19 protein-coding genes are annotated in these 20,248 nt (G+C 70.8%); 9 read left to right on the top strand and 10 right to left on the bottom strand.

What is annotated here, in order from left to right; all coding sequences use genetic code 11:
- Positions 1 to 599 precede the first annotated feature (599 nt).
- Positions 600 to 1,574: a tetratricopeptide repeat protein gene (locus tag ACZ49J_RS39130; protein ID WP_467450685.1), complete on the bottom strand. Its 975-nt coding sequence runs from the start codon at positions 1,572 to 1,574 to the stop codon at positions 600 to 602.
- A gap of 239 nt (positions 1,575 to 1,813) precedes the next feature.
- Here ACZ49J_RS39130 and ACZ49J_RS39135 point away from each other — a divergent pair, with 239 nt between their 5' ends.
- Positions 1,814 to 2,446, top strand: coding sequence for a TetR/AcrR family transcriptional regulator (locus ACZ49J_RS39135; RefSeq protein WP_467450687.1), 633 nt, complete (start codon positions 1,814 to 1,816; stop codon positions 2,444 to 2,446).
- Positions 2,447 to 2,768: 322 nt separating this feature from the next.
- On the opposite strand, the gene ACZ49J_RS39140 is transcribed toward ACZ49J_RS39135, so the two are convergent.
- From ACZ49J_RS39140 to ACZ49J_RS39160, 5 genes are all read right to left on the bottom strand, one after another.
- Complete coding sequence (locus ACZ49J_RS39140; protein WP_467450688.1) at positions 2,769 to 4,469, bottom strand: acyl-CoA mutase large subunit family protein; 1,701 nt, start codon at positions 4,467 to 4,469, stop codon at positions 2,769 to 2,771.
- Between the two features lie 74 nt (positions 4,470 to 4,543).
- Positions 4,544 to 4,882: a DUF3817 domain-containing protein gene (locus ACZ49J_RS39145; RefSeq protein WP_467450690.1), complete on the bottom strand. Its 339-nt coding sequence runs from the start codon at positions 4,880 to 4,882 to the stop codon at positions 4,544 to 4,546.
- A gap of 63 nt (positions 4,883 to 4,945) precedes the next feature.
- Entirely contained in the window at positions 4,946 to 5,455 is a 510-nt protein-coding gene (locus ACZ49J_RS39150) for a MarR family winged helix-turn-helix transcriptional regulator (protein ID WP_467450692.1), read from the bottom strand.
- 74 nt (positions 5,456 to 5,529) lie between these two features.
- The gene (locus ACZ49J_RS39155) at positions 5,530 to 5,823 is read right to left on the bottom strand and encodes an MTH1187 family thiamine-binding protein (protein WP_467450693.1); all 294 of its coding nucleotides are present in this window, start codon (positions 5,821 to 5,823) and stop codon (positions 5,530 to 5,532) included.
- Positions 5,820 to 6,164 carry a DUF3817 domain-containing protein gene (locus ACZ49J_RS39160; RefSeq protein WP_467450694.1) on the bottom strand — a complete coding sequence of 115 codons (345 nt, stop codon included), beginning with the start codon at positions 6,162 to 6,164 and terminating at the stop codon, positions 5,820 to 5,822. Before ACZ49J_RS39160 ends, ACZ49J_RS39155 begins: the two co-directional genes overlap by 4 nt.
- Positions 6,165 to 6,353: 189 nt before the next feature.
- Between ACZ49J_RS39160 and ACZ49J_RS39165 the strand changes: the two genes are divergently transcribed.
- The 4 genes from ACZ49J_RS39165 (at position 6,354) to ACZ49J_RS39180 (ending at position 9,020) form a co-directional block, all read left to right on the top strand.
- Positions 6,354 to 6,986: an AIM24 family protein gene (locus ACZ49J_RS39165; protein WP_467450971.1), complete on the top strand. Its 633-nt coding sequence runs from the start codon at positions 6,354 to 6,356 to the stop codon at positions 6,984 to 6,986.
- 1 nt (position 6,987) lies between these two features.
- The gene (locus ACZ49J_RS39170) at positions 6,988 to 7,638 is read left to right on the top strand and encodes an AIM24 family protein (RefSeq protein WP_467450695.1); all 651 of its coding nucleotides are present in this window, start codon (positions 6,988 to 6,990) and stop codon (positions 7,636 to 7,638) included.
- Positions 7,635 to 8,444 carry an AIM24 family protein gene (locus tag ACZ49J_RS39175; RefSeq protein ID WP_467450697.1) on the top strand — a complete coding sequence of 270 codons (810 nt, stop codon included), beginning with the start codon at positions 7,635 to 7,637 and terminating at the stop codon, positions 8,442 to 8,444. The genes ACZ49J_RS39170 and ACZ49J_RS39175 overlap by 4 nt, the downstream gene beginning before the upstream one ends.
- 99 nt (positions 8,445 to 8,543) lie before the next feature.
- A complete protein-coding gene (locus tag ACZ49J_RS39180) occupies positions 8,544 to 9,020 on the top strand; it encodes a MarR family winged helix-turn-helix transcriptional regulator (protein WP_467450699.1) in 477 nt (158 codons plus the stop codon).
- 94 nt (positions 9,021 to 9,114) lie between these two features.
- On the opposite strand, the gene ACZ49J_RS39185 is transcribed toward ACZ49J_RS39180, so the two are convergent.
- On the bottom strand, positions 9,115 to 10,554 hold the full coding sequence (locus ACZ49J_RS39185) for a sensor histidine kinase (protein ID WP_467450700.1): 1,440 nt from the start codon (positions 10,552 to 10,554) through the stop codon (positions 9,115 to 9,117).
- Positions 10,551 to 11,213 (bottom strand): response regulator transcription factor, encoded by a 663-nt coding sequence (locus tag ACZ49J_RS39190; protein ID WP_467450702.1) that lies wholly within the window; start codon positions 11,211 to 11,213, stop codon positions 10,551 to 10,553. Before ACZ49J_RS39190 ends, ACZ49J_RS39185 begins: the two co-directional genes overlap by 4 nt.
- 136 nt (positions 11,214 to 11,349) lie before the next feature.
- Here ACZ49J_RS39190 and ACZ49J_RS39195 point away from each other — a divergent pair, with 136 nt between their 5' ends.
- Entirely contained in the window at positions 11,350 to 12,009 is a 660-nt protein-coding gene (locus tag ACZ49J_RS39195; protein ID WP_467450704.1) for a PepSY domain-containing protein, read from the top strand.
- Positions 12,010 to 12,211: 202 nt separating this feature from the next.
- Here the strand turns inward: ACZ49J_RS39195 and meaB are convergent, their stop codons facing one another.
- Together meaB and ACZ49J_RS39205 are read right to left on the bottom strand one after the other, a co-directional pair.
- Entirely contained in the window at positions 12,212 to 13,168 is a 957-nt protein-coding gene (gene meaB / locus ACZ49J_RS39200; RefSeq protein ID WP_467450706.1) for a methylmalonyl Co-A mutase-associated GTPase MeaB, read from the bottom strand.
- 55 nt (positions 13,169 to 13,223) lie between these two features.
- The gene (locus tag ACZ49J_RS39205) at positions 13,224 to 14,426 is read right to left on the bottom strand and encodes an acetyl-CoA C-acetyltransferase (RefSeq protein ID WP_467450708.1); all 1,203 of its coding nucleotides are present in this window, start codon (positions 14,424 to 14,426) and stop codon (positions 13,224 to 13,226) included.
- A gap of 148 nt (positions 14,427 to 14,574) precedes the next feature.
- Here ACZ49J_RS39205 and mce point away from each other — a divergent pair, with 148 nt between their 5' ends.
- The 3 genes from mce (at position 14,575) to ACZ49J_RS39220 (ending at position 20,237) form a co-directional block, all read left to right on the top strand.
- On the top strand, positions 14,575 to 15,015 hold the full coding sequence (gene mce, locus ACZ49J_RS39210; protein WP_467450710.1) for a methylmalonyl-CoA epimerase: 441 nt from the start codon (positions 14,575 to 14,577) through the stop codon (positions 15,013 to 15,015).
- A gap of 245 nt (positions 15,016 to 15,260) precedes the next feature.
- Positions 15,261 to 19,109: a polarized growth protein Scy gene (gene scy / locus ACZ49J_RS39215; RefSeq protein ID WP_467450712.1), complete on the top strand. Its 3,849-nt coding sequence runs from the start codon at positions 15,261 to 15,263 to the stop codon at positions 19,107 to 19,109.
- A gap of 192 nt (positions 19,110 to 19,301) precedes the next feature.
- Complete coding sequence (locus ACZ49J_RS39220) at positions 19,302 to 20,237, top strand: cellulose-binding protein (protein ID WP_467450714.1); 936 nt, start codon at positions 19,302 to 19,304, stop codon at positions 20,235 to 20,237.
- The last annotated feature ends 11 nt before the right edge of the window (positions 20,238 to 20,248 follow it).

Genomic DNA, 20,248 nt, shown 5'->3' on the forward strand with positions numbered 1-20,248 from the left:
TCCTGGCCCCGGCTCGCCCCTTGACGGCGGCTCAGCCAGGCAGGGATGGGAGAAGTGCTACGTCCTCGGGAAGGAGAGCGCCCGCACTCGGAGGCACTAACCGCGCCCGAATCACCGGCGATCACCCCCGAGCGACTACCACTGGTCGCGCCTGACACGCATCACGCACAACCTGCTGGACAGGCTCTGCCGTTGAGGCAGAGACCCCCCTGTCCGAGAGCCGGCGCCACTGCCGTCGGCTCTACTCGGTGGGGACCCAAGAAAACCCGTTGACCCGACTGGCAGACGGGGCACGGGAAAGGACCGAGCGTGGCCGATCGTGGTGCATTCTCGCCGCCCCCGCAAGGGGGTTCGTTACTGGCTAGTAACGGACGGATAACCGATGTACGACCCACCGACATCGGGCAACAACACAGGGTCGCCACCGGCGAGTCGACAGAACAGTTGATCCGTGGACAGAATCCGACAGAACGACGCTCTCAACTTACTTGCAGTAACAGCGGCCGCGATTACCAAGTTTTGGTAAAGCGCGGCCGCGATGTCGCTCTGTCGGCAAATCTTTCACCGCGGCGTCACAAGCCCCGGTGTTTAGCGACTGGTCAGAACAAGGCCCGGGCCAACGCCCGCCGCGCCGCTGTCACTCGGGGGTCCTCGGCGCCCACCACCTCGAACAACTCGAGCAGCCGCGTCCGCGCGGCATCCCGGTCGTCCCCGGCCGTGCGCCGCACCGTGTCGACAAGTCGCCCGAACGCGTCCTCGACATGCCCACCCACCAGATCCAGGTCGGCGGCCGCGACCTGCGCCGCTACGTCGAGGGGGTTCTCGGCGGCGGCCTTGCGCACCTGCTGCGGGTCGGCGCTCTGCACCCGCTGGAGCAACTCGGCCTGGGCCAGGCCCAGTTTCGCCTCCGTGTTGCCCGGGTCGTCGCTCAGCACGTTCTTGTACGCCTGGACCGCACCGCTCAGGTCACCCGCGTCCAGGGCCTGCACGGCGGCCTCCAGCAGATGGTCGTACGGACCGGCCGGGACCTGCGGCGCCGGCTCGGCACCCCCCGGCTCGGCATCCGGGTCCACCGCGAGACCCGTCAGCCCGAAGCGCTGCTCGGCCACCTGCACGAGCTGGTCCAGGGTGCCGCGGATCTGGGCCTCCGGCGCGGCGCCCTGGAAGAGCGGCAGGGCCTGCCCCGCGACGACGGCGAAGACAGCCGGGATCCCCTGGACCCCGAACTGCTGCATCAGCATCTGGTTGGCGTCGACGTCGATCTTGGCGAGGACGAACCGCCCGTTGTACTCGACGGCGAGCCGCTCCAGCACCGGGCTCAGCTGCTTGCAGGGCTGGCACCACTCGGCCCAGAAGTCGATGACGACGGGCACCTCGGTGGACCGCTGGAGGACATCGCGCTCGAAGGCGGCCTCGTCGACATCGATGACGAGGTCAGTGGGGGAGACGGCCCCTCCCCCGCCCTGCCGGGCGGCTTCGGCGCGCGCCTGTTCCGCCTTCGCCTTGGCCTCCTGGGCCGCCTTCACCGCGGCGAGGTCGACGACTCCGCTCATGGACATGTTCCGTGGCTGCATGAGTACATCCTCCCCCCTCCGCGCTCCCGTGTGAAAAGCGACGTGAAAGCCCGTGCCGCCGCGTGGCGTTCGGCGCCTGGTCCCCACCCGGCTCCGGCGTGGTCGTCGCCCGCCTCGCGCTTTCGATACGCCCCGTAGCGTAACTGGCCCGCAGACCCCCGCGACACCATGAATCGGTGATCTCCCTCACTGCGTCACAGGAAACGCACTTCTCGGAAACGGCCGGATATGGTCGACGAATGCAGAGCCGCTCCTCCGCTCCCCGCGCCACGGGCCGCCCGCGCAGCGCCGCGGCGGACGCGGCGATCCTGGAGGCGACCCGTGCGGCCCTGGTGGAGCTGGGCTGGTCCAAGCTGACGCTCGGCGACGTGGCGACGCGGGCGGGCGTCGCCAAGACGACCCTCTACCGGCGCTGGCCGGGCAAGAACGAACTGGTCGTGGACGCGGTGGCCGAGCTCTTCGACGAGCTGCGGCTCCCGGACAGCGGCAGCCTGGCCGCCGACATACAGGGCGTGGTGCTGCAGTTCGCGGCCATCCTGGACCGCCCGGAGGCGAAGAGCGGCCTGATGGCGGTGGTCGCCGAGGCCACTCGCGACGACGCCCTGCGGGCCCGTATCCGCGCCTCGATCGTCGACCGCCAGAAGCGTCTGGTCCTGGAGGGCCGCGTCCGTGCGCAGGCGCGTGGCGAGCTCCCCGCCGAGGAGGACCCCCACTCCGCCTCCCGCACCGCGGACCTGATCTTCGACATGGTCGCCGGTGCGGTGGTCCACCGCACCCTGGTCAGCGCCGAGCCGGTGACCGAGGACTGGGCCCGCGGATTCGCCCAGGTACTGCTGCTGGGCCTGAAGGGAACGACGTCGCCGCCGGCGTGAACCCGGGCTTTCCTCGCCCCCGCCGCCCCTACCCGTCCCATCCCTGGGGGCTGCGCCCCCAGACCCCCGCTTGTCGGCCTTCGGCCTCGTCCTCAAACGCCGGACGGGCTGAAATATCAGCCCCTTGGGGGCACCTCCCAGCGGTAGCTGCGGGAGTTTGAGGAGCGGGGGTCCGGGGGCCGGGGCGGAGCCCCGAAAGGACGGAGGTCCAGGGGGCGCAGCCCCCTTGGCCGGGGTCGAAGGGGCAGCGCCCCTGGGGATGGGACGGGTAGGGGCGGCGGGGGCGAACCCCATCCCCGCGCGCCCCGACGGCGACCGGCCCCTAGAACCCCGCCGGCTCCGTGTAGACCCCCCACTCCTCCCGGAGGGCCCCGCAGATCTCGCCCAGCGTCGCCTCCACCCGCACCGCGTCGAGCATGGGCCCGATCATGTTGGCCCCGTCCCGCGCGGCCGCCAGCATGGCGTCCAGCGCTCCCCGCACGGCCGCCTCGTCGCGCCCCCGCCTGCGCTCCCCCAGCACCCGCACCTGCTCCCGCTCCACCTCGTGGCTGACACGCAGGATCTCCAGGTCCCCGGTGACCGAACCGGTGTGGACGTTGACGCCGACCACCTTCTTCTCGCCCTTCTCCAGGGCCTGCTGGTACCGGAAGGCGGACTCGGCGATCTCACCCGTGAACCAGCCGTCCTCGATCCCGCGCAGGATCCCTGACGTGACCGGTCCGATCGGGTGCTGCCCGTCCGGGTGTGCCCTGAGCCCCCGCTCCTTGATCTGGTCGAAGATCCTCTCCGCGTCCGCCTCGATCCGGTCCGTCAGCTGCTCGACGTACCACGAACCACCCAGCGGGTCCGCCACGTTGCCGACGCCGGTCTCCTCCATCAGCACCTGCTGGGTGCGCAGCGCGATCTCCGCGGCCTGCTCGGAGGGCAGCGCGAGGGTCTCGTCCAGGGCGTTGGTGTGCAGGGAGTTGGTCCCGCCGAGGACCGCCGCGAGCGCCTCCACCGCCGTGCGCACCACGTTGTTGTACGGCTGCTGGGCGGTCAGCGAGACACCCGCGGTCTGCGTGTGGAAGCGCAGCCACTGCGCCTTCTCGGACGTCGCGCCGTAGACGTCCCGCATCCACCGCGCCCAGATCCTCCGCGCCGCGCGGAACTTGGCGATCTCCTCGAAGAAGTCGACGTGCGCGTCGAAGAAGAAGGAGAGTCCCGGCGCGAAGACGTCCACGTCCAGTCCTCGTGAGAGCCCCAGCTCCACGTACCCGAACCCGTCCGCCAGCGTGTACGCCAGCTCCTGCGCGGCCGTCGCCCCGGCCTCGCGGATGTGGTAGCCGGAGACCGAGAGCGGCTTGTACGCGGGGATGTGGGACGCGCAGTGCTCCATCAGGTCGCCGATGAGGCGCAGATGCGGCTCGGGCTGGAAGAGCCACTCCTTCTGCGCGATGTACTCCTTGAAGATGTCGGTCTGCAGCGTGCCGTTCAGCACCGCGGGGTCCACGCCCTGGCGCTCGGCGGCCACCAGGTACATGCAGAAGACGGGCACGGCCGGACCGCTGATCGTCATGGATGTCGTGACGTCGCCCAGCGGGATGTCCTGGAACAGGACCTCCATGTCGGCCGCCGAGTCGATCGCCACCCCGCAGTGCCCGACCTCGCCGAGGGAGCGCGGGTCGTCGGAGTCGCGACCCATGAGCGTCGGCATGTCGAACGCCACCGACAGGCCCCCGCCGCCGTTGGCGAGGATCGTCTTGTAGCGCTCGTTCGTCTGCTCGGCGTTGCCGAACCCGGCGAACTGCCGGATCGTCCACGTCCGCCCTCGGTAGCCGGTCGGATACAGGCCGCGCGTGAAGGGGAACTCCCCGGGCCAGCCGATCCGCTCGAAGCCCTCGTAGGTGTCCCAGGGACGGGGGCCGTACACCGGCTCCACGGGATCGCCGGAGAGCGTGCTGAAGTCTGCCTCGCGCTTGCGCGCGGCGTCGTAGCGGGCCTGCCAGCGACGGCGGCCCTCTTCGATGGCGTCAGCGTCCATGCACCCAATTTACTAGGACGTCCAAGTAAGTGTCGACGGCTGACCGCCGTACGCGTGACCGTACGGCGGTGGGGCTACGCCTTGGCGACCGCGGGAGAGTCGTCCGCGATCTTCGCCTCCAGCTCCTGGCTGACCTTGCGCTCCACGAAGAAGGCGGCTGTCGGAATGGTGCCCGCCAGCAGCACCCACAGCTGCTTGCCGACCGGCCACTTCGCCTTGTTGCCCAGGTCGAAGGCGAACACCAGGTACACGACGTACAGCCACCCGTGCGCGAGGCTCACGACGTACGTGAAGTCCGCGGCCCCGTCGATCTCGAGCACGTACTTGCCGATCATGCCGAGGGTCAGCAGGATCAACAGGACACCGGTGACGTAGGCCATGACGCGGTAGCGGGTCAGCACGCTCTTTTTCATGGCTATGAGCGTAACCACCGGTTTCGTACGATCTTCGGGCGCCCCCGGGCCACCCGCGATCGCCTAATCCTCCTCGAAGTCGTGCGCCGCCACCCGGAGCGGCCGGAGCATCGCGAAGATCTCCCGGCACTCCTCCGCGTCGTACACGCCGAGCCCGAAGTCCATCGCCATCAGGTCGCGGGTGGCCGCCTCGCAGACTTCGCGGCCCTTGTCGGTGATGGAGGCGAGCGTGCCGCGGCCGTCGTTGGGGTTGGGCCGCTTGTCGACGAGCCCCGACCTCACCAGGCGGTCCACGGTGTTGGTGACCGACGTGGGGTGCACCATGAGACGCTCACCGATCTTGGACATGGGCAGCTCGCCCTTCTGGGAGAAGGTGAGCAGCACCAGCGCCTCGTAGCGCGCGAACGTCAGCTCGTACGGCTTGACGACCGCGTCGACCTCGGCGAGAAGGATCTGCTGCGCACGCATGATCGAGGTGATCGCGGCCATGGACGGCACGTTTCCCCAGCGCTGCTTCCAGTGTTCGTCGGCGCGCGCGATGGGGTCGAAGGAGAGGCTGAGCGGCTTCGGCACGGCACCGACCTTACCGGCCGGTCATATCGCGGTCAGCCCCGTCTCGCCCTTCGACCCGGGAGACAGGCCACGCGTCAAGAGGACAGGTACCGCTCCACCGTCTCCACCTTCGACGTGAGTCCGTCCGTCACGCCGGGCCGGATGTCCGCCTTGAGGACCAGCGAGACACGAGGCGCCCGTTCCTCGACGGCGGCGACCGCGCGTTTGACGACGTCCATCACCTGGTCCCACTCACCCTCGACCGAGGTGAACATCGCGTCGGTGCGGTGGGGCAGCCCGGACTCGCGGACCACCCTGACCGCTTCGGCGACGTACTCCCCCACGTCCTCACCGACGCCCAGCGGTGTCACGGAGAAGGCGACGATCATGCGTTGACGACCCCTTCCTTGCGGGCGCGGGAGGCGATCACCGCGTCCTCGGCCTCGCGGCGCAGCTTGCGCTCGGCGAAGAAGCCACCTGCGGGGAGGACCGAGAGGACGAAGTAGAGGGCGGCGGTCCCCAGCGACCACTTCGTGCGGTTCCAGGCGTCGGCCCAGAAGATCACGTACAGGATGAAGAGGATGCCGTGGATCATGCCCATCACCGGCACCGCGTTGAAGTCCGTGGTCCGCTTCAGCACCGAGCAGACGAGCAGAAGCAGGAACGAGACGGCCTCGGGGGCGGAGACGAGGCGCAGGCGGCGGAGGGCGGAAGCGGTCTTCAAGTCCACGGGTCACCTTCGATGGGAGAGTCGTCGAGCCTTGTGAACGCAAGCACAAGCGGGTCCCATTGTGGCATCAACGGCCGGTGCGGCCGGGCAGGGGGGTGGCCGTCACCCCTAAGGGTCGTCTCCGGGTGGAGATCCACCCCCGGGCCCTGTCCTGTCCACCCTGCCTGCGGCTACCTTCACTGCGTGGCGATGTTCCGACTTCAGGGCAGCAAGGTGCTCGCCGTCGACATGACCGGGGACGCCGTCAAGGCGAAGAACGGCTCGATGGTCGCGTACGACGGGCAGATGGCCTTCAAGAAGATGAGCGGCGGCGGGAAGGGGATCCGGGGGATGGTCACCCGGCGTCTCACCGGCGAGCAGATGACCATGATGGAGGTGAAGGGGCACGGGACGTGCTGGTTCGCGGACCGGGCCTCCGAGATCAATCTCGTGCATCTCCAGGGCGACACGCTGTACGTCGAGTCGAGCAACCTGCTCGCGACGGACGCGGGGCTGAGGACCGGCACGTCCTTCACGGGGCTGCGCGGGGCCTCCCAGGGGAACGGGCTGTTCACGACCACCGTGGAAGGGCACGGCCAGGCGGCGATCATGTCCGACGGGCCGGCCGTGGTGCTGCGGGTGAGCGCGCAGTATCCGCTGGTCGTCGACCCGGGGGCGTACATCGCGCACCAGGGGAACGTGCGGCAGTCCTTCCAGTCCGGCGTGACGTTCCGCACCTTCATGGGCGAGGGCGGCGGCGAGGCCTTCCAGATCCGGTTCGAGGGGGACGGGCTGGTGTACGTGCAGCCGAGTGAGCGGAACACGATCGCGGGGGATGTGTGACATGCCCTTCCATGAGATCAACTCGAAGATGATCGAGGCGACGATCGCCCCGGGACAGCGGCTCTTCAGCCAGCGCGGGGCCATGCTCGCCTACAAGGGCGAGGTGTCCTTCACGCCCAACACGCAGGGCGGTCAGGGCGGCGTCATGTCGATGATCGGCCGCCGGGTGGCGAACGAGGCCACACCGCTGATGACAGTGGAGGGCAGCGGCACCGTGCTCTTCGGGCACGGCGGTCACCACGTCCAGGTGATCGCGCTGACCGGCGACACCCTGTACGTCGAGGCGGACCGCCTGCTCGCCTTCGACGGCACACTCCAGCAGGGCACGATGTTCATGGGCTCCCAGGGCGGGGTCATGGGCATGGTGCGCGGGCAGGTCACGGGGCAGGGGCTGTTCACGACGACCCTGCAGGGCCACGGGTCCGTGGCGGTGATGGCGCACGGCGGCGTCATCGAGGTCCCCATCACCCCCCAGCGCCCGGTCCACGTCGACCCCCAGGCGTACGTGGCGCACCACGGCGACGTACGCAACAAGCTGTCCACCGCGCTCGGATGGCGCGACATGGTGGGCCGCGGCTCGGGCGAGGCGTTCCAGCTGGAGCTGAGCGGCAGTGGCGCGGTGTACGTCCAGGCGTCGGAGGAGAAGCTGTGAGCACGTACGGGGTTCAGGGCGGCCCGGTGGTCCACGACCCGATGACGCTGCCGAGCGATGACAACGTCAACAACTACACCTTCTGCGTGGAGCTCAAGGGGAGCCAGTGGTTCCTGCAGAAGGGGAAGATGATCGCCTACTACGGTTCGATCGATTTCAACGGGGTCGGACACGGCCGGCTGGACCGCCTTGTCCGTACGTCCTTTCATTCACCTCTGCACGCGAGCGACTGGGTGGTGGCGGAGGGTTCGGGCAAGATGCTCCTCGCCGACCGGGCCTTCGACGTCAATTCGTACGACCTGGACGACGGCAACCTGACCATTCGCTCGGGCAACTTGCTCGCTTTCCAGCCAAGCTTGTCCCTCAAGCAGTCGATCGTGCCGGGCTTCCTGACGCTGATCGGAACCGGAAAGTTCGTGGCCGCCTCGAACGGTCCGGTGGTCTTCATGGAACCGCCCATCCGGGTCGACCCGCAGGCCCTGGTCGGCTGGGCCGACTGCCCCTCGCCCTGCCACCACTACGACCACGGGTACATGACGGGCGTGATGGGCGGTCTACGTGCACTGACAGGCCTCGGCGGAGCCTCCGGCGAGGAGCACCAGTTCGAGTTCGTGGGCGCCGGCACCGTGCTCCTGCAGTCCTCCGAGACACTCATGGCCGAGCAGGCCACCGGAGCGGTTCCGCACGAGCCGGGTGTACCGGGCTCGGGAGGGGCACCCGGTCGTCACGGGCAGCACGGACAGCAGGCGGGCACACCGCGTCTTCCCGGACAGCTGGGAGACCTCCAGCGTCGCTTCGGGCTGTGAGCGGTAGTCTGCGGAGTGTGACATCGAACGCGTGCACCCCACCGCCCGTCACAAAACCCTCATTAGTTCGCCTTTCAACCTCTTAGGTAGACTTCATTCATGGAGACCGAGACGGCCACGCGCTGGCTGACCGATGCGGAGCAGTGCGCCTGGCGCACCCACCTGGACGTCAACAGGCTGTTGACGCACCAGCTCGAAAGGGATCTGCAGCCGTTCGGCCTGACAATGAACGACTACGAGATCCTGGTGAACCTCTCCGAGTCGGAGGGCCTGCGGATGCGGATGAGCGACCTGGCGTCCGCCACCCTCCAGTCGAAGAGTCGCCTCTCGCACCAGATCACCCGCATGGAGAACGCGAACCTGGTACGGCGCGAGAACTGCGAGTCGGACCGCCGGGGGCTGTACGCGGTGCTCACCGAGCACGGCATGGAGACGATGCGCAGGGTCGCGCCGCATCATGTGGCGTCCGTGCGGAGGCACTTCGTCGATCTGCTGCCGCCCGAGGCGATGGAGCAGCTGCACAAGTCGCTGATGCCTGTTGCCGAGCATCTGCGGGCGCATCGCGGCAAGCCGTAGCGCTCCGCTGAGGGCGGGTGGGGACTGCGCGCCGGTGGTTCAGTGCGGGTCGTCAGTGGCTTGTCGCGCCCACGCGGCGGAGCCGCGTATCGACTCAGCCCCGCGCCCCTTCAAGGGGCGCTGCGGGCACCCTCAGTTCGAAAAGTGCTCCGCCCCCAGGCCCATCTCCCACCTTGAGCGTGCCGCCGTGTCGTACGGCGATGTCCCGGGCTATGGCCAGGCCCAGGCCGGCTCCGCCGTCGTCGCGGCTGCGGGATTCGTCCAGGCGGACGAAGCGCTCGAAGATCCGTTCGCGTTCCTCCGGTGGGACGCCCGAGCCGTCGTCGGCGACCTCGAGCACGGCCCAGGCGCCCTCGGTGCGCAGGGAGACGTCGATGCGGTCGCGGGCGTGGCGCCTGGCGTTGTCCAGCAGGTTGCCGAGGACGCGGGCCAGCTGGCTCCGGGACCCCGCCACCTCGGCGGCGTCCACGCCGCCCATGTGCACCCGGTCGCACCGGTCGGCTTCCTCCCGCACCAGTTTCGCCAGGTCGAAGCGCGTGTCCTGGGGCCGCTCCCCCGCGTCAAGCCGCGCGAGGAGTAGCAGATCCGCGGCGAGCCGCTGCAGTCGTACGGTGTCCTCGACCGCCCCCTCCACGTCCAGCAGCTCCGGGTGCGCCGCGCCCACTTCCAGCTGGGTGCGCAGCGAGGCGATGGGGCTGCGCAGTTCGTGGGAGGCGTCGGCGACGAAGCGGCGCTGGCGCTCCACGGACGTCTCCAGGGCGGCGAGGGTCTCGTTGGTGGTCCTGGCCAGCCGGGCGATCTCGTCGTGCGTGTCGGGCTCGGGCACCCGCCGGGAGAGGTCCTCCGAGGCCGTGATGGCGGACATCTCGGCGCGGATGCCCTCGACGGGGCGCAGTGCGCGGCGGGTGACGACGTAGGTGGCGCCGCCCACCGTCACCAGCAGCAGGGGCAGACCGATCAGCATGGCCGTCAGCGCCGTGCCGACGGCGCCCTTCTGGGCGGAGAGGGGGGCGCCCGCGAACACCGTCAGCGTGACGTCGTGCTGGGTGGTCACCTCGACGGCGGCGAACCGGTAGTCCTCCGTGTCGCCCTCGACGGTCGCGGTGCCCTCGGAGTGCCGCACCCGGTCGGCGATCGTGCCTGCCTCTGGCAGGGCCTCGTCCCGGTCGTCGTCATCGTCGTCGGCCGGGGAGTCGCCGGGTTCCGGACCCGCGCCGGGCCGCGCGGAGCTGAGCCTGACGACGCTCATGTTCTCCACGTCCTCGTCGCCCGCGATCAGTCGCCCCCTGCGGTCCACGACCTGGACGGGGTTGTCCTCCTCGTCGGGCAGGTTCAGCTGGGCGTAGGGGACACCGGCCGCGATCTGGGCGGCCACCTTGCGGGCGGCGTTGTCGGCCTGGGCGTCGGCCTGGTCGACGAGGTTGGCCCGCAGCGCGAGCAGGACCGCCGCGCCGGCCGCCACCAGGGCGATCGCCACGACGAGGGTGGCCGCGAGCGTGGCCCGGGCCCGTACCGACCCCAGACGGCGCCTCATCTCGCCTCCAGCCGGTAGCCGGCCCCGCGTACGGTCCTGATGAGCCCGGCACCGAGCTTGCGCCGCAGGGTGCTGATGTACACCTCGACGATGTTCGGATCGCCCTCGTAGGCGAAGTCCCAGACGTGGTCCAGGATGTCGGCCTTCGAGACGACCTCGCCGGCCCGTACGACGAGTTGCTCCAGGACGGCGAACTCCTTGGCGGTGAGGACGGTCTCGTCGTCGCCGAGGAACACGCGCCGGGCGGCGGTGTCGACCTTCAGGTCGCCGACCACGTGCACGGGCGAGGCCCCGGCGGGCCCCCGGCGGCGCAGCAGCGCCTTCACGCGGGCGACGAGGACGACGTACGAGAAGGGCTTGGTCAGGTAGTCGTCGGCGCCCGTGTCGAGGCCCTCGGCCTCGTCGTACTCGCCGTCCTTGGCGGTGAGCATGAGGATCGGTACGTCGTGGCCGGCGGCGCGGAGGGCGGCGCACACGCGGTAGCCGTTCATGCCGGGCAGCATGATGTCGAGGATGACGAGGTCGTACGTTCCCTCGCCGGCCTGGTGGAGCCCTTCGACTCCGTCGTGCACGACGTCCACGGCGAAGCCCTCGGCCGTGAGCCCCTTCGCGAGCGAAAGGGCCAGCCGCTTCTCGTCCTCCACGATCAACAGGCGCATGCGAAAAGCGTCCCAGACCGAACCTGAAGACGGCTTCAGGGGGTTTCAGGGTGGCTTCAGCGTCCCTCAGCGAGATTGGTTCCCGTCGAAAGCGAACGCAACGAATCGCACAGCAATCGCACTCGGGAGGAACCCCATGAAGCGCAACGTCGTCATCGCCACCATCGCTGCCGCGGCCCTCGTCGGCGGCGGCACCGCGACCGCCCTCGCGGTCTCGGGCGACGACGAGGCGCCCGCGAAGCGGTCGAGCGCGCAGGTCCAGAACGGCAATGACCGTGATGACGCCACCGACACGGACGACGCCGACGACGCGGACGACAGGGCCGAGAACACCACCGAGGCCAAGGCGGCGAAGGTCACCGCCGCCGACGCGATCACGGCCGCGCTGAAGGAGAAGTCCGGTACGGCGGTCGGCGCCGAGCTCGACACCGAGCGCACGAACGTGGTCTGGGAGGTCGAGATCCTGTCCTCCGGCAACACCTGGCACAACGTCCAGGTCGACCCGGGCACCGGCAAGGTGCTGGACTCCCGCACCGAGCAGGAGGACCCCGAGGACGCCGCCCAGGCGCGGGCCGCGCTGAAGGGCTCCTCCGTGTCGGCCGCCGAGGCCGCCGAGGCCGCCGCCGCCAAGGGCCCGGTGAACTCCGTGGACCTCGACGACGAGGGCCGCGCCCACGTCTGGGACGTGGACACGACGGACGCCGACGGCGTGGAGCACGACTGGCACGTCGCGCTCGACTCCACCAAGGTGACGGCGGACCGGTCGACGGACGACGCGGACGACCTGGACGACTGACGGTCTCCGGTTACGGCGGCGGGGCGGCAGCCAGAGGGCTGTCCGCCCCCGCCGCACGTATCAGCCCCTTGGGGGCACCTCCCAGCGGTAGCTGGGGGAGTTTGAGGAGCGGGGTCCGGGGCGGAGCCCCGTGCGGGGTCGAAGGGGCAGCGCCCCTGGTGATGGGACGGGTAGGGGCGGCGGGGGCGAAACACCCTCCCGGTCATCCCTCCGTCAAGCCCGCCACCAGTTCGTCCGCCGCCCGGTAGGGATCCAGCTCGCCCCCCACGATCCGCTCCGCCAGCGCGCTCAGCCGCCGGTCCCCGTGCAGGTCCCCGATCCGCTCCCGCAGGGCCGTCACCGCGATGGTCTCGACCTCGCGGGCCGCGCGGGACAGACGCCGCTCCGCGAGCACCCCCCGCTCCTCCATCCAGGCCCGGTGTTTCTCCAGCGCCTCGACGACCTCGTCGACGCCCTCGCCCCGCGCCGCCACCGTCTTCACGATCGGCGGCCGCCAGTCGCCGGGGCCACGGGACTCGCCCAGGCCCAGCATGTGGTTGAGCTCGCGGGCCGTGGCGTCGGCCCCGTCACGGTCGGCCTTGTTGACGACGTACACGTCACCGATCTCCAGGATCCCGGCCTTCGCCGCCTGGATGCCGTCGCCCATTCCCGGAGCCAGGAGCACGACCGACGTGTCCGCCTGGGACGCGATCTCCACCTCCGACTGGCCCACGCCGACGGTCTCGACGAGGATCACGTCGCAGCCCGCCGCGTCGAGGACCCGGATCGCCTGGGGGGCCGCCCAGGCGAGACCACCCAGATGGCCGCGCGTGGCCATCGAGCGGATGTAGACGCCGGGGTCGGAGGCGTGCTCGGACATGCGCACCCGGTCGCCCAGGAGCGCGCCGCCCGAGAACGGCGACGACGGGTCCACGGCCAGTACCCCGACCCGCTTGCCCTGTTTCCGGTACGCCGTCACCAGCGCGGACGTCGACGTGGACTTGCCGACGCCCGGAGAGCCGGTCAGGCCCACCACGTACGCCCCGCCCGTCAGGGGCGCCAGTGCCTCCATGACCTCACGGAGCTGCGGGGACGCCCCCTCCACCAGGGAGATCAGCCGGGCCACGGCCCGCGGCCGGCCTTCCCTGGCCTGGGCGACCAGTGTGGAGACGTCCTGCATCACAGCTCCGTTCAGCGAGATCCGGGATCAGAGGTCGGACAGACGTACAGCGGGCTCAGGACTTCGGTACCCGCACGATCAGCGCGTCACCCTGCCCGCCGCCACCGCACAGCGCGGCCGCGCCCACGCCGCCGCCCCGCCGCTTCAGCTCCAGCGCCAGGTGGAGGACCAGGCGGGCGCCGGACATGCCGATGGGGTGGCCGAGGGCGATCGCGCCACCGTTGACGTTCACCCTTTCGGTGGATACCCCGAGGTCCTTCATTGACTGGACGGCGACCGCCGCGAAGGCCTCGTTGATCTCGATCAGGTCGAGGTCCGCGACCTCCAGGCCCTCCTTCTTCAGGGCGTGGGCGATCGCGTTCGACGGCTGCGACTGCAGGGAGTTGTCCGGGCCCGCCACGTTGCCGTGGGCGCCGATCTCCGCGATCCAGTCCAGGCCGAGCTCCTGTGCCTTGGCCTTGCTCATCACGACCACGGCCGCCGCACCGTCCGAGATCTGGGAGGAGGAGCCCGCCGTGATGGTCCCGTCCTTGGCGAACGCCGGGCGCAGCCTGCCCAGCGACTCGGCCGTCGTCTCGCCGCGGATGCCCTCGTCCTGGCTGAAAACGACCGGGTCGCCCTTGCGCTGCGGGATCTCCACGGGCGTGATCTCCGCCTCGAAGAGGCCGTTCTTCTGCGCGGCCGCCGCACGCTGGTGCGAGAGGGCCGCGATCTCGTCCTGCTCGGCCCGGCCGATGCCCAGCTTCGTGTTGTACTTCTCCGTCGACTCGCCCATGGCGATGTTCTCGAACGAGTCGGTCAGACCGTCGTACGCCATCGCGTCGAGCATCTGGACCGCGCCGTACTTGTAGCCCTCACGGGACTTCGGGAGCAGGTGGGGGGCGTTCGTCATGGACTCCTGGCCGCCGGCGACGACCACGTCGAACTCACCCGCACGGATCAGCTGGTCGGCGAGAGCGATGGCGTCGAGGCCCGACAGGCAGACCTTGTTGATGGTGAGCGCCGGGACGTTCATCGGGATGCCGGCCTTGACCGCGGCCTGACGCGCCGGGATCTGCCCCGCCCCGGCCTGCAGCACCTGGCCCATGATCACGTACTGCACCTGGTCGCCGCCGATCCCCGCACGGTCGAGGGCGGCCTTGATCGCGAAGCCGCCGAGGTCGGCTCCCGAGAAGGACTTCAGCGAGCCCAGCAACCGCCCCATGGGCGTACGCGCGCCCGCGACGATCACCGAGGTGTTGCCGTTCGTTCCAGACATGAGGTGCGATCCCCTTCCAGCCTGCACGGCCGAGGAGTGAACGAGGGTTTACTTCGAATGTACTGAGCGGTAGACCACCCCGTCATCCGGCGAAGAGTGTGATCGCGCGCACGTTGCGTAACCGCCGCGGGAGCGGTGCACTGACACCATGCTGACGCGAATCGACCACATCGGGATCGCCTGTTTCGACCTCGACGCGACCGTCGAGTTCTACCGGGCCACGTACGGCTTCGAGGTGTACCACTCCGAGGTCAACGAGGAGCAGGGCGTGCGGGAGGCCATGCTCAGGATCAACAGCACGGACGACGGCGGCGCGTCGTACCTCCAGCTACTGGAGCCGACCAGGGAGGACTCCGCCGTCGGGAAGTGGCTGGCGAAGAACGGCGAGGGCGTCCACCACATCGCGTTCGGTACGTCGGACGTCGACGCCGCGTCCGCCGACATCAGGGACAAGGGAGTACGCGTCCTGTACGACGAGCCGCGGCGCGGTTCCATGGGGTCACGGATCACGTTCCTGCACCCCAAGGATTGTCACGGGGTACTGACAGAACTGGTCACTTCGGCGCCCGTTGAGTCACCTGAGCACTGACCCCCGTACATAGGGGCCGGTAGGGTTGGGGTCGGCCGTCGCCTTGTCGAGGAGACGGCCGGGGTCCTGCCGCCTTCCGACGACGGGACCCAAGGGCCGGGGTCCAGGTTTCGGGGGACGCGAGGGTCAGGGCGGCAGCCCGCGCTCCGCCGTTGATCTGACACCATTCCCCGGGGGCCCCGTTCGGCGGTTGGACGGAGCTCGTTTGGAGAAGCTTGCGACCAGGGGACGGATGGGACCGCGCAGTGCGGGGCTACGAACGCCAGGAGCGAGAGCCGGCGGCTGACGTCGACCACCTCTCTCGGTTCGAGGCCGAGATGGAGCGGCTGAAGACCGAGCGGGAAAAGGCGATCCAGCACGCCGAGGACCTCGGCTACCAGGTCGAGGTGCTGCGCGCCAAGCTGCACGAGGCGCGCCGCACCATCATGTCCCGGCCCTCGTTCGACGGATCGGACATCGGCTACCAGGCCGAGCAGATGCTCCGCCAGGCCCAGGTGCAGGCCGACCAGCTGCGCGCGGAGGCCGAGCGTGAGCTGAGCCAGGCCCGGGCGCAGACCCAGCGCATCCTCCAGGAGCACGCCGAGCAGGCCGCCCGTCTCCAGGCCGAGCTGCACGCCGAGGCCGTCTCGCGCCGCCAGCAGCTCGACCAGGAGCTCTCCGAGCGCCGCCAGACCGTCGAGTCGCACGTCAACGAGAACGTGGCCTGGGCGGAGCAGCTGCGCGCCCGCTCCGAGCAGCAGGCCCGCCGTCTGCTGGACGAGTCCCGTGCGGAGGCAGACCAGGCGCTGGCCGCGGCCCGTGCCGAGGCCGAGCGGGTGGCCTCCGAGGCCCGTCAGCGGCTGAGGGAGGAGGCCGAGTCGGCCCGCTCCGAGGCCGACCAGATCCTGCGCCGGGCCCGCGCGGAGGCCGAGCGGCTGCTGAACGCCGCCTCCACCCAGGCCCAGGAGGCCACCGAGCACGCCGAGCAGCTGCGCTCCTCCTCCGCGACCGAGTCGGACACCGCCCGCCGTCAGGCCACCGAGCTGAGCCGGGCCGCCGAGCAGCGCATGGCCGAGGCCGAGACGGCGCTGCAGAAGGCCCGCGCCGAGGCCGACAAGGTGGTCGCCGAGGCCAAGGAGGCCGCGGCCAAGGCCCTGGCCAGCGCCGAGTCGACGAACGAGCAGCGCACGCGGACGGCGAAGGAGCAGGTCGCCCGTCTGGTCGAGGAGGCCACGAAGGAGGCCGAGGCCACCAAGGCGTCCGCCGAGGAAGTCGTCGCGGACGCGCGCGCCGAGGCCGAGAAGATCGTCGCCGAGGCCGCCGAGAGGGCCCGCTCGATCACCGCCGAGGAGTCCGCGTCCCAGCTCGCCAAGACGGCGAAGACGGCCGAGGACGTCCTCAACAAGGCGTCGGAGGACGCCAGGAGCACCATCAAGGCCGCTTCCGAGGAGGCCGAGCGCATCCGCGGTGAGGCCGAGGCCGAGGCGGACCGGCTGCGCGCCGAGGCGCACGACCTCGCCGAGCAGCTCAAGGGCGCGGCGAAGGACGACACCGAGGAGTACCGCGCCAAGACGGTCGAGCTGCAGGAGGAGGCGCGCCGGCTGCGCGGCGAGGCCGAGCAGCTGCGGGCCGACGCGGTCGCCGAGGGCGAGCGCATCCGCTCCGAGGCACGCCGCGAGGCCGTCCAGCAGATCGAGGAGGGCGCCAAGACCGCCGAGGAGCTGCTCGCCAAGGCGAAGGCGGACGCGGACGAGCTGCGGCAGTCGGCCACGACGGACAGCGAGAAGGTCCGCACGGAGGCCATCGAGCGTGCCTCGACGCTGCGCCGTCAGGCCGAGGAAACCCTCGACCGCACGCGCAAGGAGGCGGAGCGGCAGCGCGACGAGGCCGTCGAGCTGGCCGAGACCATCAAGGCGGAGGCCGAGCGCGCCGCCCGTGAGCTGCGCGAGGAGACCGAGCGCGCGGTCGCCTCCCGCGAGGCGGAGGCCGCCGAGGAGCTGAACCGGCTGCGCTCCGACGCCGAACAGCGGCTCGCGTCGGCGGAGCAGGCGCTCAGCGACGCCCGCGCGGAGGCCGAGCGGATCCGCCGTGAGGCCGCCGAGGAGACCGACCGGCTCCGTTCCGAGGCCGCCGAACGGATCCGTTCGCTCCAGGCACAGGCCGAGGCCGAGGCCGAGCGGGTGCGTACCGAGGCCGCCTCCGACGCGTCGGCGTCCCGGGCCGAGGGCGAGGCCATCGCCGTACGTCTGCGCTCGGAGGCCGCGTCCGAGGCGGAGCGGCTGAAGGCGGAGGCTCAGGACACCGCGGACCGGGTGCGGGCCGAGGCGCTGGCCGCGGCCGAGCGGCTGGCGACCGAGAGCGCCGAGACGCTGGCCGCCGCACAGGAGGAGGCCGCCCGGCGCCGCCGCGAGGCCGACGAACTCCTCGGCGCCGCCCGGCAGGAGGCGGATCAGGAGCGCGAGCGGGCCCGGGAGCAGAGCGAGGAGCTGCTGGCCTCGGCGCGGGCACGCGTGGAGCAGGCCGAGGCCGAGGCGCTGCGCCTGGTCGAGGAGGCCGACCGGCGCGCCACCGAGATGGTGTCGGCCGCCGAGCAGCACGCCCAGCAGGTGCGCGACTCCGTGGCCGGGCTGCACGAGCAGGCCCAGGAGGAGATCGCCGGCCTGCGCAACGCCGCGGAGCACGCGGCGGACCGTACGCGGCGGGAGGCCGAGGAGGAGTCGGACCGGGTCCGCGCCGACGCCTACGCCGAGCGCGAGCGGGCCAGCGAGGACGCGGCCCGGGTCCGGCGCGAGGCGGCGGCGGAGTCGGAGGCCGCCAAGTCGCTCGCGGAGCGCACGGTATCCGAGGCGATCGCCGAGGCCGAGCGGCTGCGCGCCGAGGCGGCCGAGCACGCCCAGCGTGTCCGCACCGAGGCGTCGGACGCCATCGCTGCCGCCGAGCAGGACGCCTCGCGCACCCGTGCCGAGGCCCGCGAGGACGCGAACCGGATCCGCTCGGACGCCGCCACCCAGGCCGACACGCTCATCACCGAGGTGACGGCCGAGGCGGAGCGGCTCACCAGCGAGACGGCCGCGGAGGTCGAGCGGCGCCGCGCGGAGTCCGTCGCGAAGGCCGACAAGCTCATCGCGGACGCGACCAGCGAGGCCGAGCGGCTGCGCGCCGAGGCGGCCGAGACCGTGGGCTCCGCGCAGCAGCACGCCGAGCGGATCCGCGTCGAGTCCGAGCGCCTGCGGGCGGAGGCGGAGGCCGAGGCCGAGCGGGTCACCACGGCCGCGCGCGAGGAGGCCGACCGGACGCTGGACGAGGTCCGCAAGGACGCCAACAAGCGGCGTTCCGAGGCGGCCGAGCAGGTCGACAAGCTCATCACGGAGACCGCCGCCGAGGCCGACAAGCTCATCTCGGAGGCACAGCAGCAGGCGCACAAGACCACCGCGGACGCCGAGGCGCAGGCCGACAGCATGGTCGGCGCGGCCCGCGCGGAGGCCGACCGCCTGGTCTCGGAGGCGACCGTGGAGGGCAACTCCCTGGTGGAGCGGGCCCGCACGGACGCGGACGAGCTGCTGGTCGGCGCGCGCCGGGACGCCACCGCGATCAGAAAGCGCGCGGAGGAGCTGCGCGACCGCATCACCGGCGAGATCGAGGCGCTGCACGAGCGGGCCCGCCGGGAGTCGGCCGAGACGATGAAGGCCGCGGGCGACCGGTGCGACGCGCTCATCAAGGCCGCCGAGGAGCAGTTGGAGAAGGCCCAGGCGAAGGCCAAGGAGCTGGTCTCGGAGGCGAACTCCGAGGCGGGCAAGGTGCGGATCGCCGCCGTGAAGAAGGCCGAGGGCCTCCTGAAGGAGGCCGAGCAGAAGAGGAACACCCTCATCCGGGAGGCCGAGGAGCTCAAGGCCGAGGCGATCCGCGAGGCGCGGGCCACGGTCGAGGAGGGCAAGCGGGAGCTGGAGGTCCTGGTGCGGCGGCGCGAGGACATCAATGCCGAGATCTCCCGTGTCCAGGACGTCCTGGAGGCGTTGGAGTCTTTTGAGGCCCCGTCGAGCGGCAAGGACGGCGGCGTCAAGGCCGGCGCCGCGGTGGGCGCACCCAGATCGGGTGGCAAGGCGTCAGACGGCTAGTCTGAGGCGCCGATCCATGCTCAGCGGAGCGTGCGGGAGCCCTCTACGCAAAGTTTCTGACAAGTAACTGTAGGTTCGCCACTCAAAAGGGGTGTCATTCTCCAGATCAAACGCGCATCTGCTCGATGACACGCCGCTTCGCCCCCTAGGATTCCACCTATCACCTCACCGGTCTCATTCGACAGGAACCCCATGAGCGACACTTCCCCCTATGGCTTCGAGCTTGTGCGGCGTGGGTACGACCGCGCGCAGGTGGACGAACGCATCTCGAAGCTCGTCTCCGACCGCGACAGCGCTCTGGCCCGTATCACTGCTCTGGAAAAGCGCATCGAGGAGCTTCACCTCGAAACGCAGAACGCCCAGGCCCAGGTCGTCGACGCCGAGCCGTCGTACGCCGGGCTCGGCGCGCGCGTCGAGAAGATCCTCCGCCTCGCCGAGGAAGAGGCGAAGGACCTGCGTGAGGAGGCCCGCCGCGCCGCCGAGCAGCACCGCGAGCTCGCCGAGTCGGCGGCCCAGCAGGTGCGCAACGACGCAGAATCGTTCGCTGCGGAGCGCAAGGCCAAGGCCGAGGACGAGGGCGTCAGGATCGTCGAGAAGGCCAAGAGCGACGCCTCCCAGCTGCGGGCCGAGGCGCAGAAGGACGCGCAGTCCAAGCGCGAGGAGGCGGACGCCCTCTTCGAGGAGACCCGCGCCAAGGCCGCTCAGGCCGCCGCCGACTTCGAGACGAACCTCGCCAAGCGCCGCGAGCAGTCCGAGCGCGACCTGGCCTCCCGTCAGGCCAAGGCCGAGAAGCGTCTCGCCGAGATCGAGCACCGCGCCGAGCAGCTCCGTCTCGAGGCCGAGAAGCTGCGCACGGACGCCGAGCGCCGCGCCCGCCAGACGGTGGAGACGGCCCAGCGCCAGGCCGAGGACATCGTGGCCGACGCCAACGCCAAGGCCGACCGGATCCGTTCCGAATCCGAGCGCGAGCTGGCCGCCCTCACCAACCGCCGCGACAGCATCAACGCCCAGCTGACGAACGTCCGCGAGATGCTCGCGACGCTCACGGGCGCCGCGGTGGCCGCCGCCGGTTCGCCGGCCGAGGACGAGCCGATCTCCCGTGGGGTTCCGGCGCAGCAGTCCCGGTAACGCCTGAGCGT

The sequence above is a fragment of the Streptomyces sp. NPDC030840 genome (assembly GCF_055572015.1).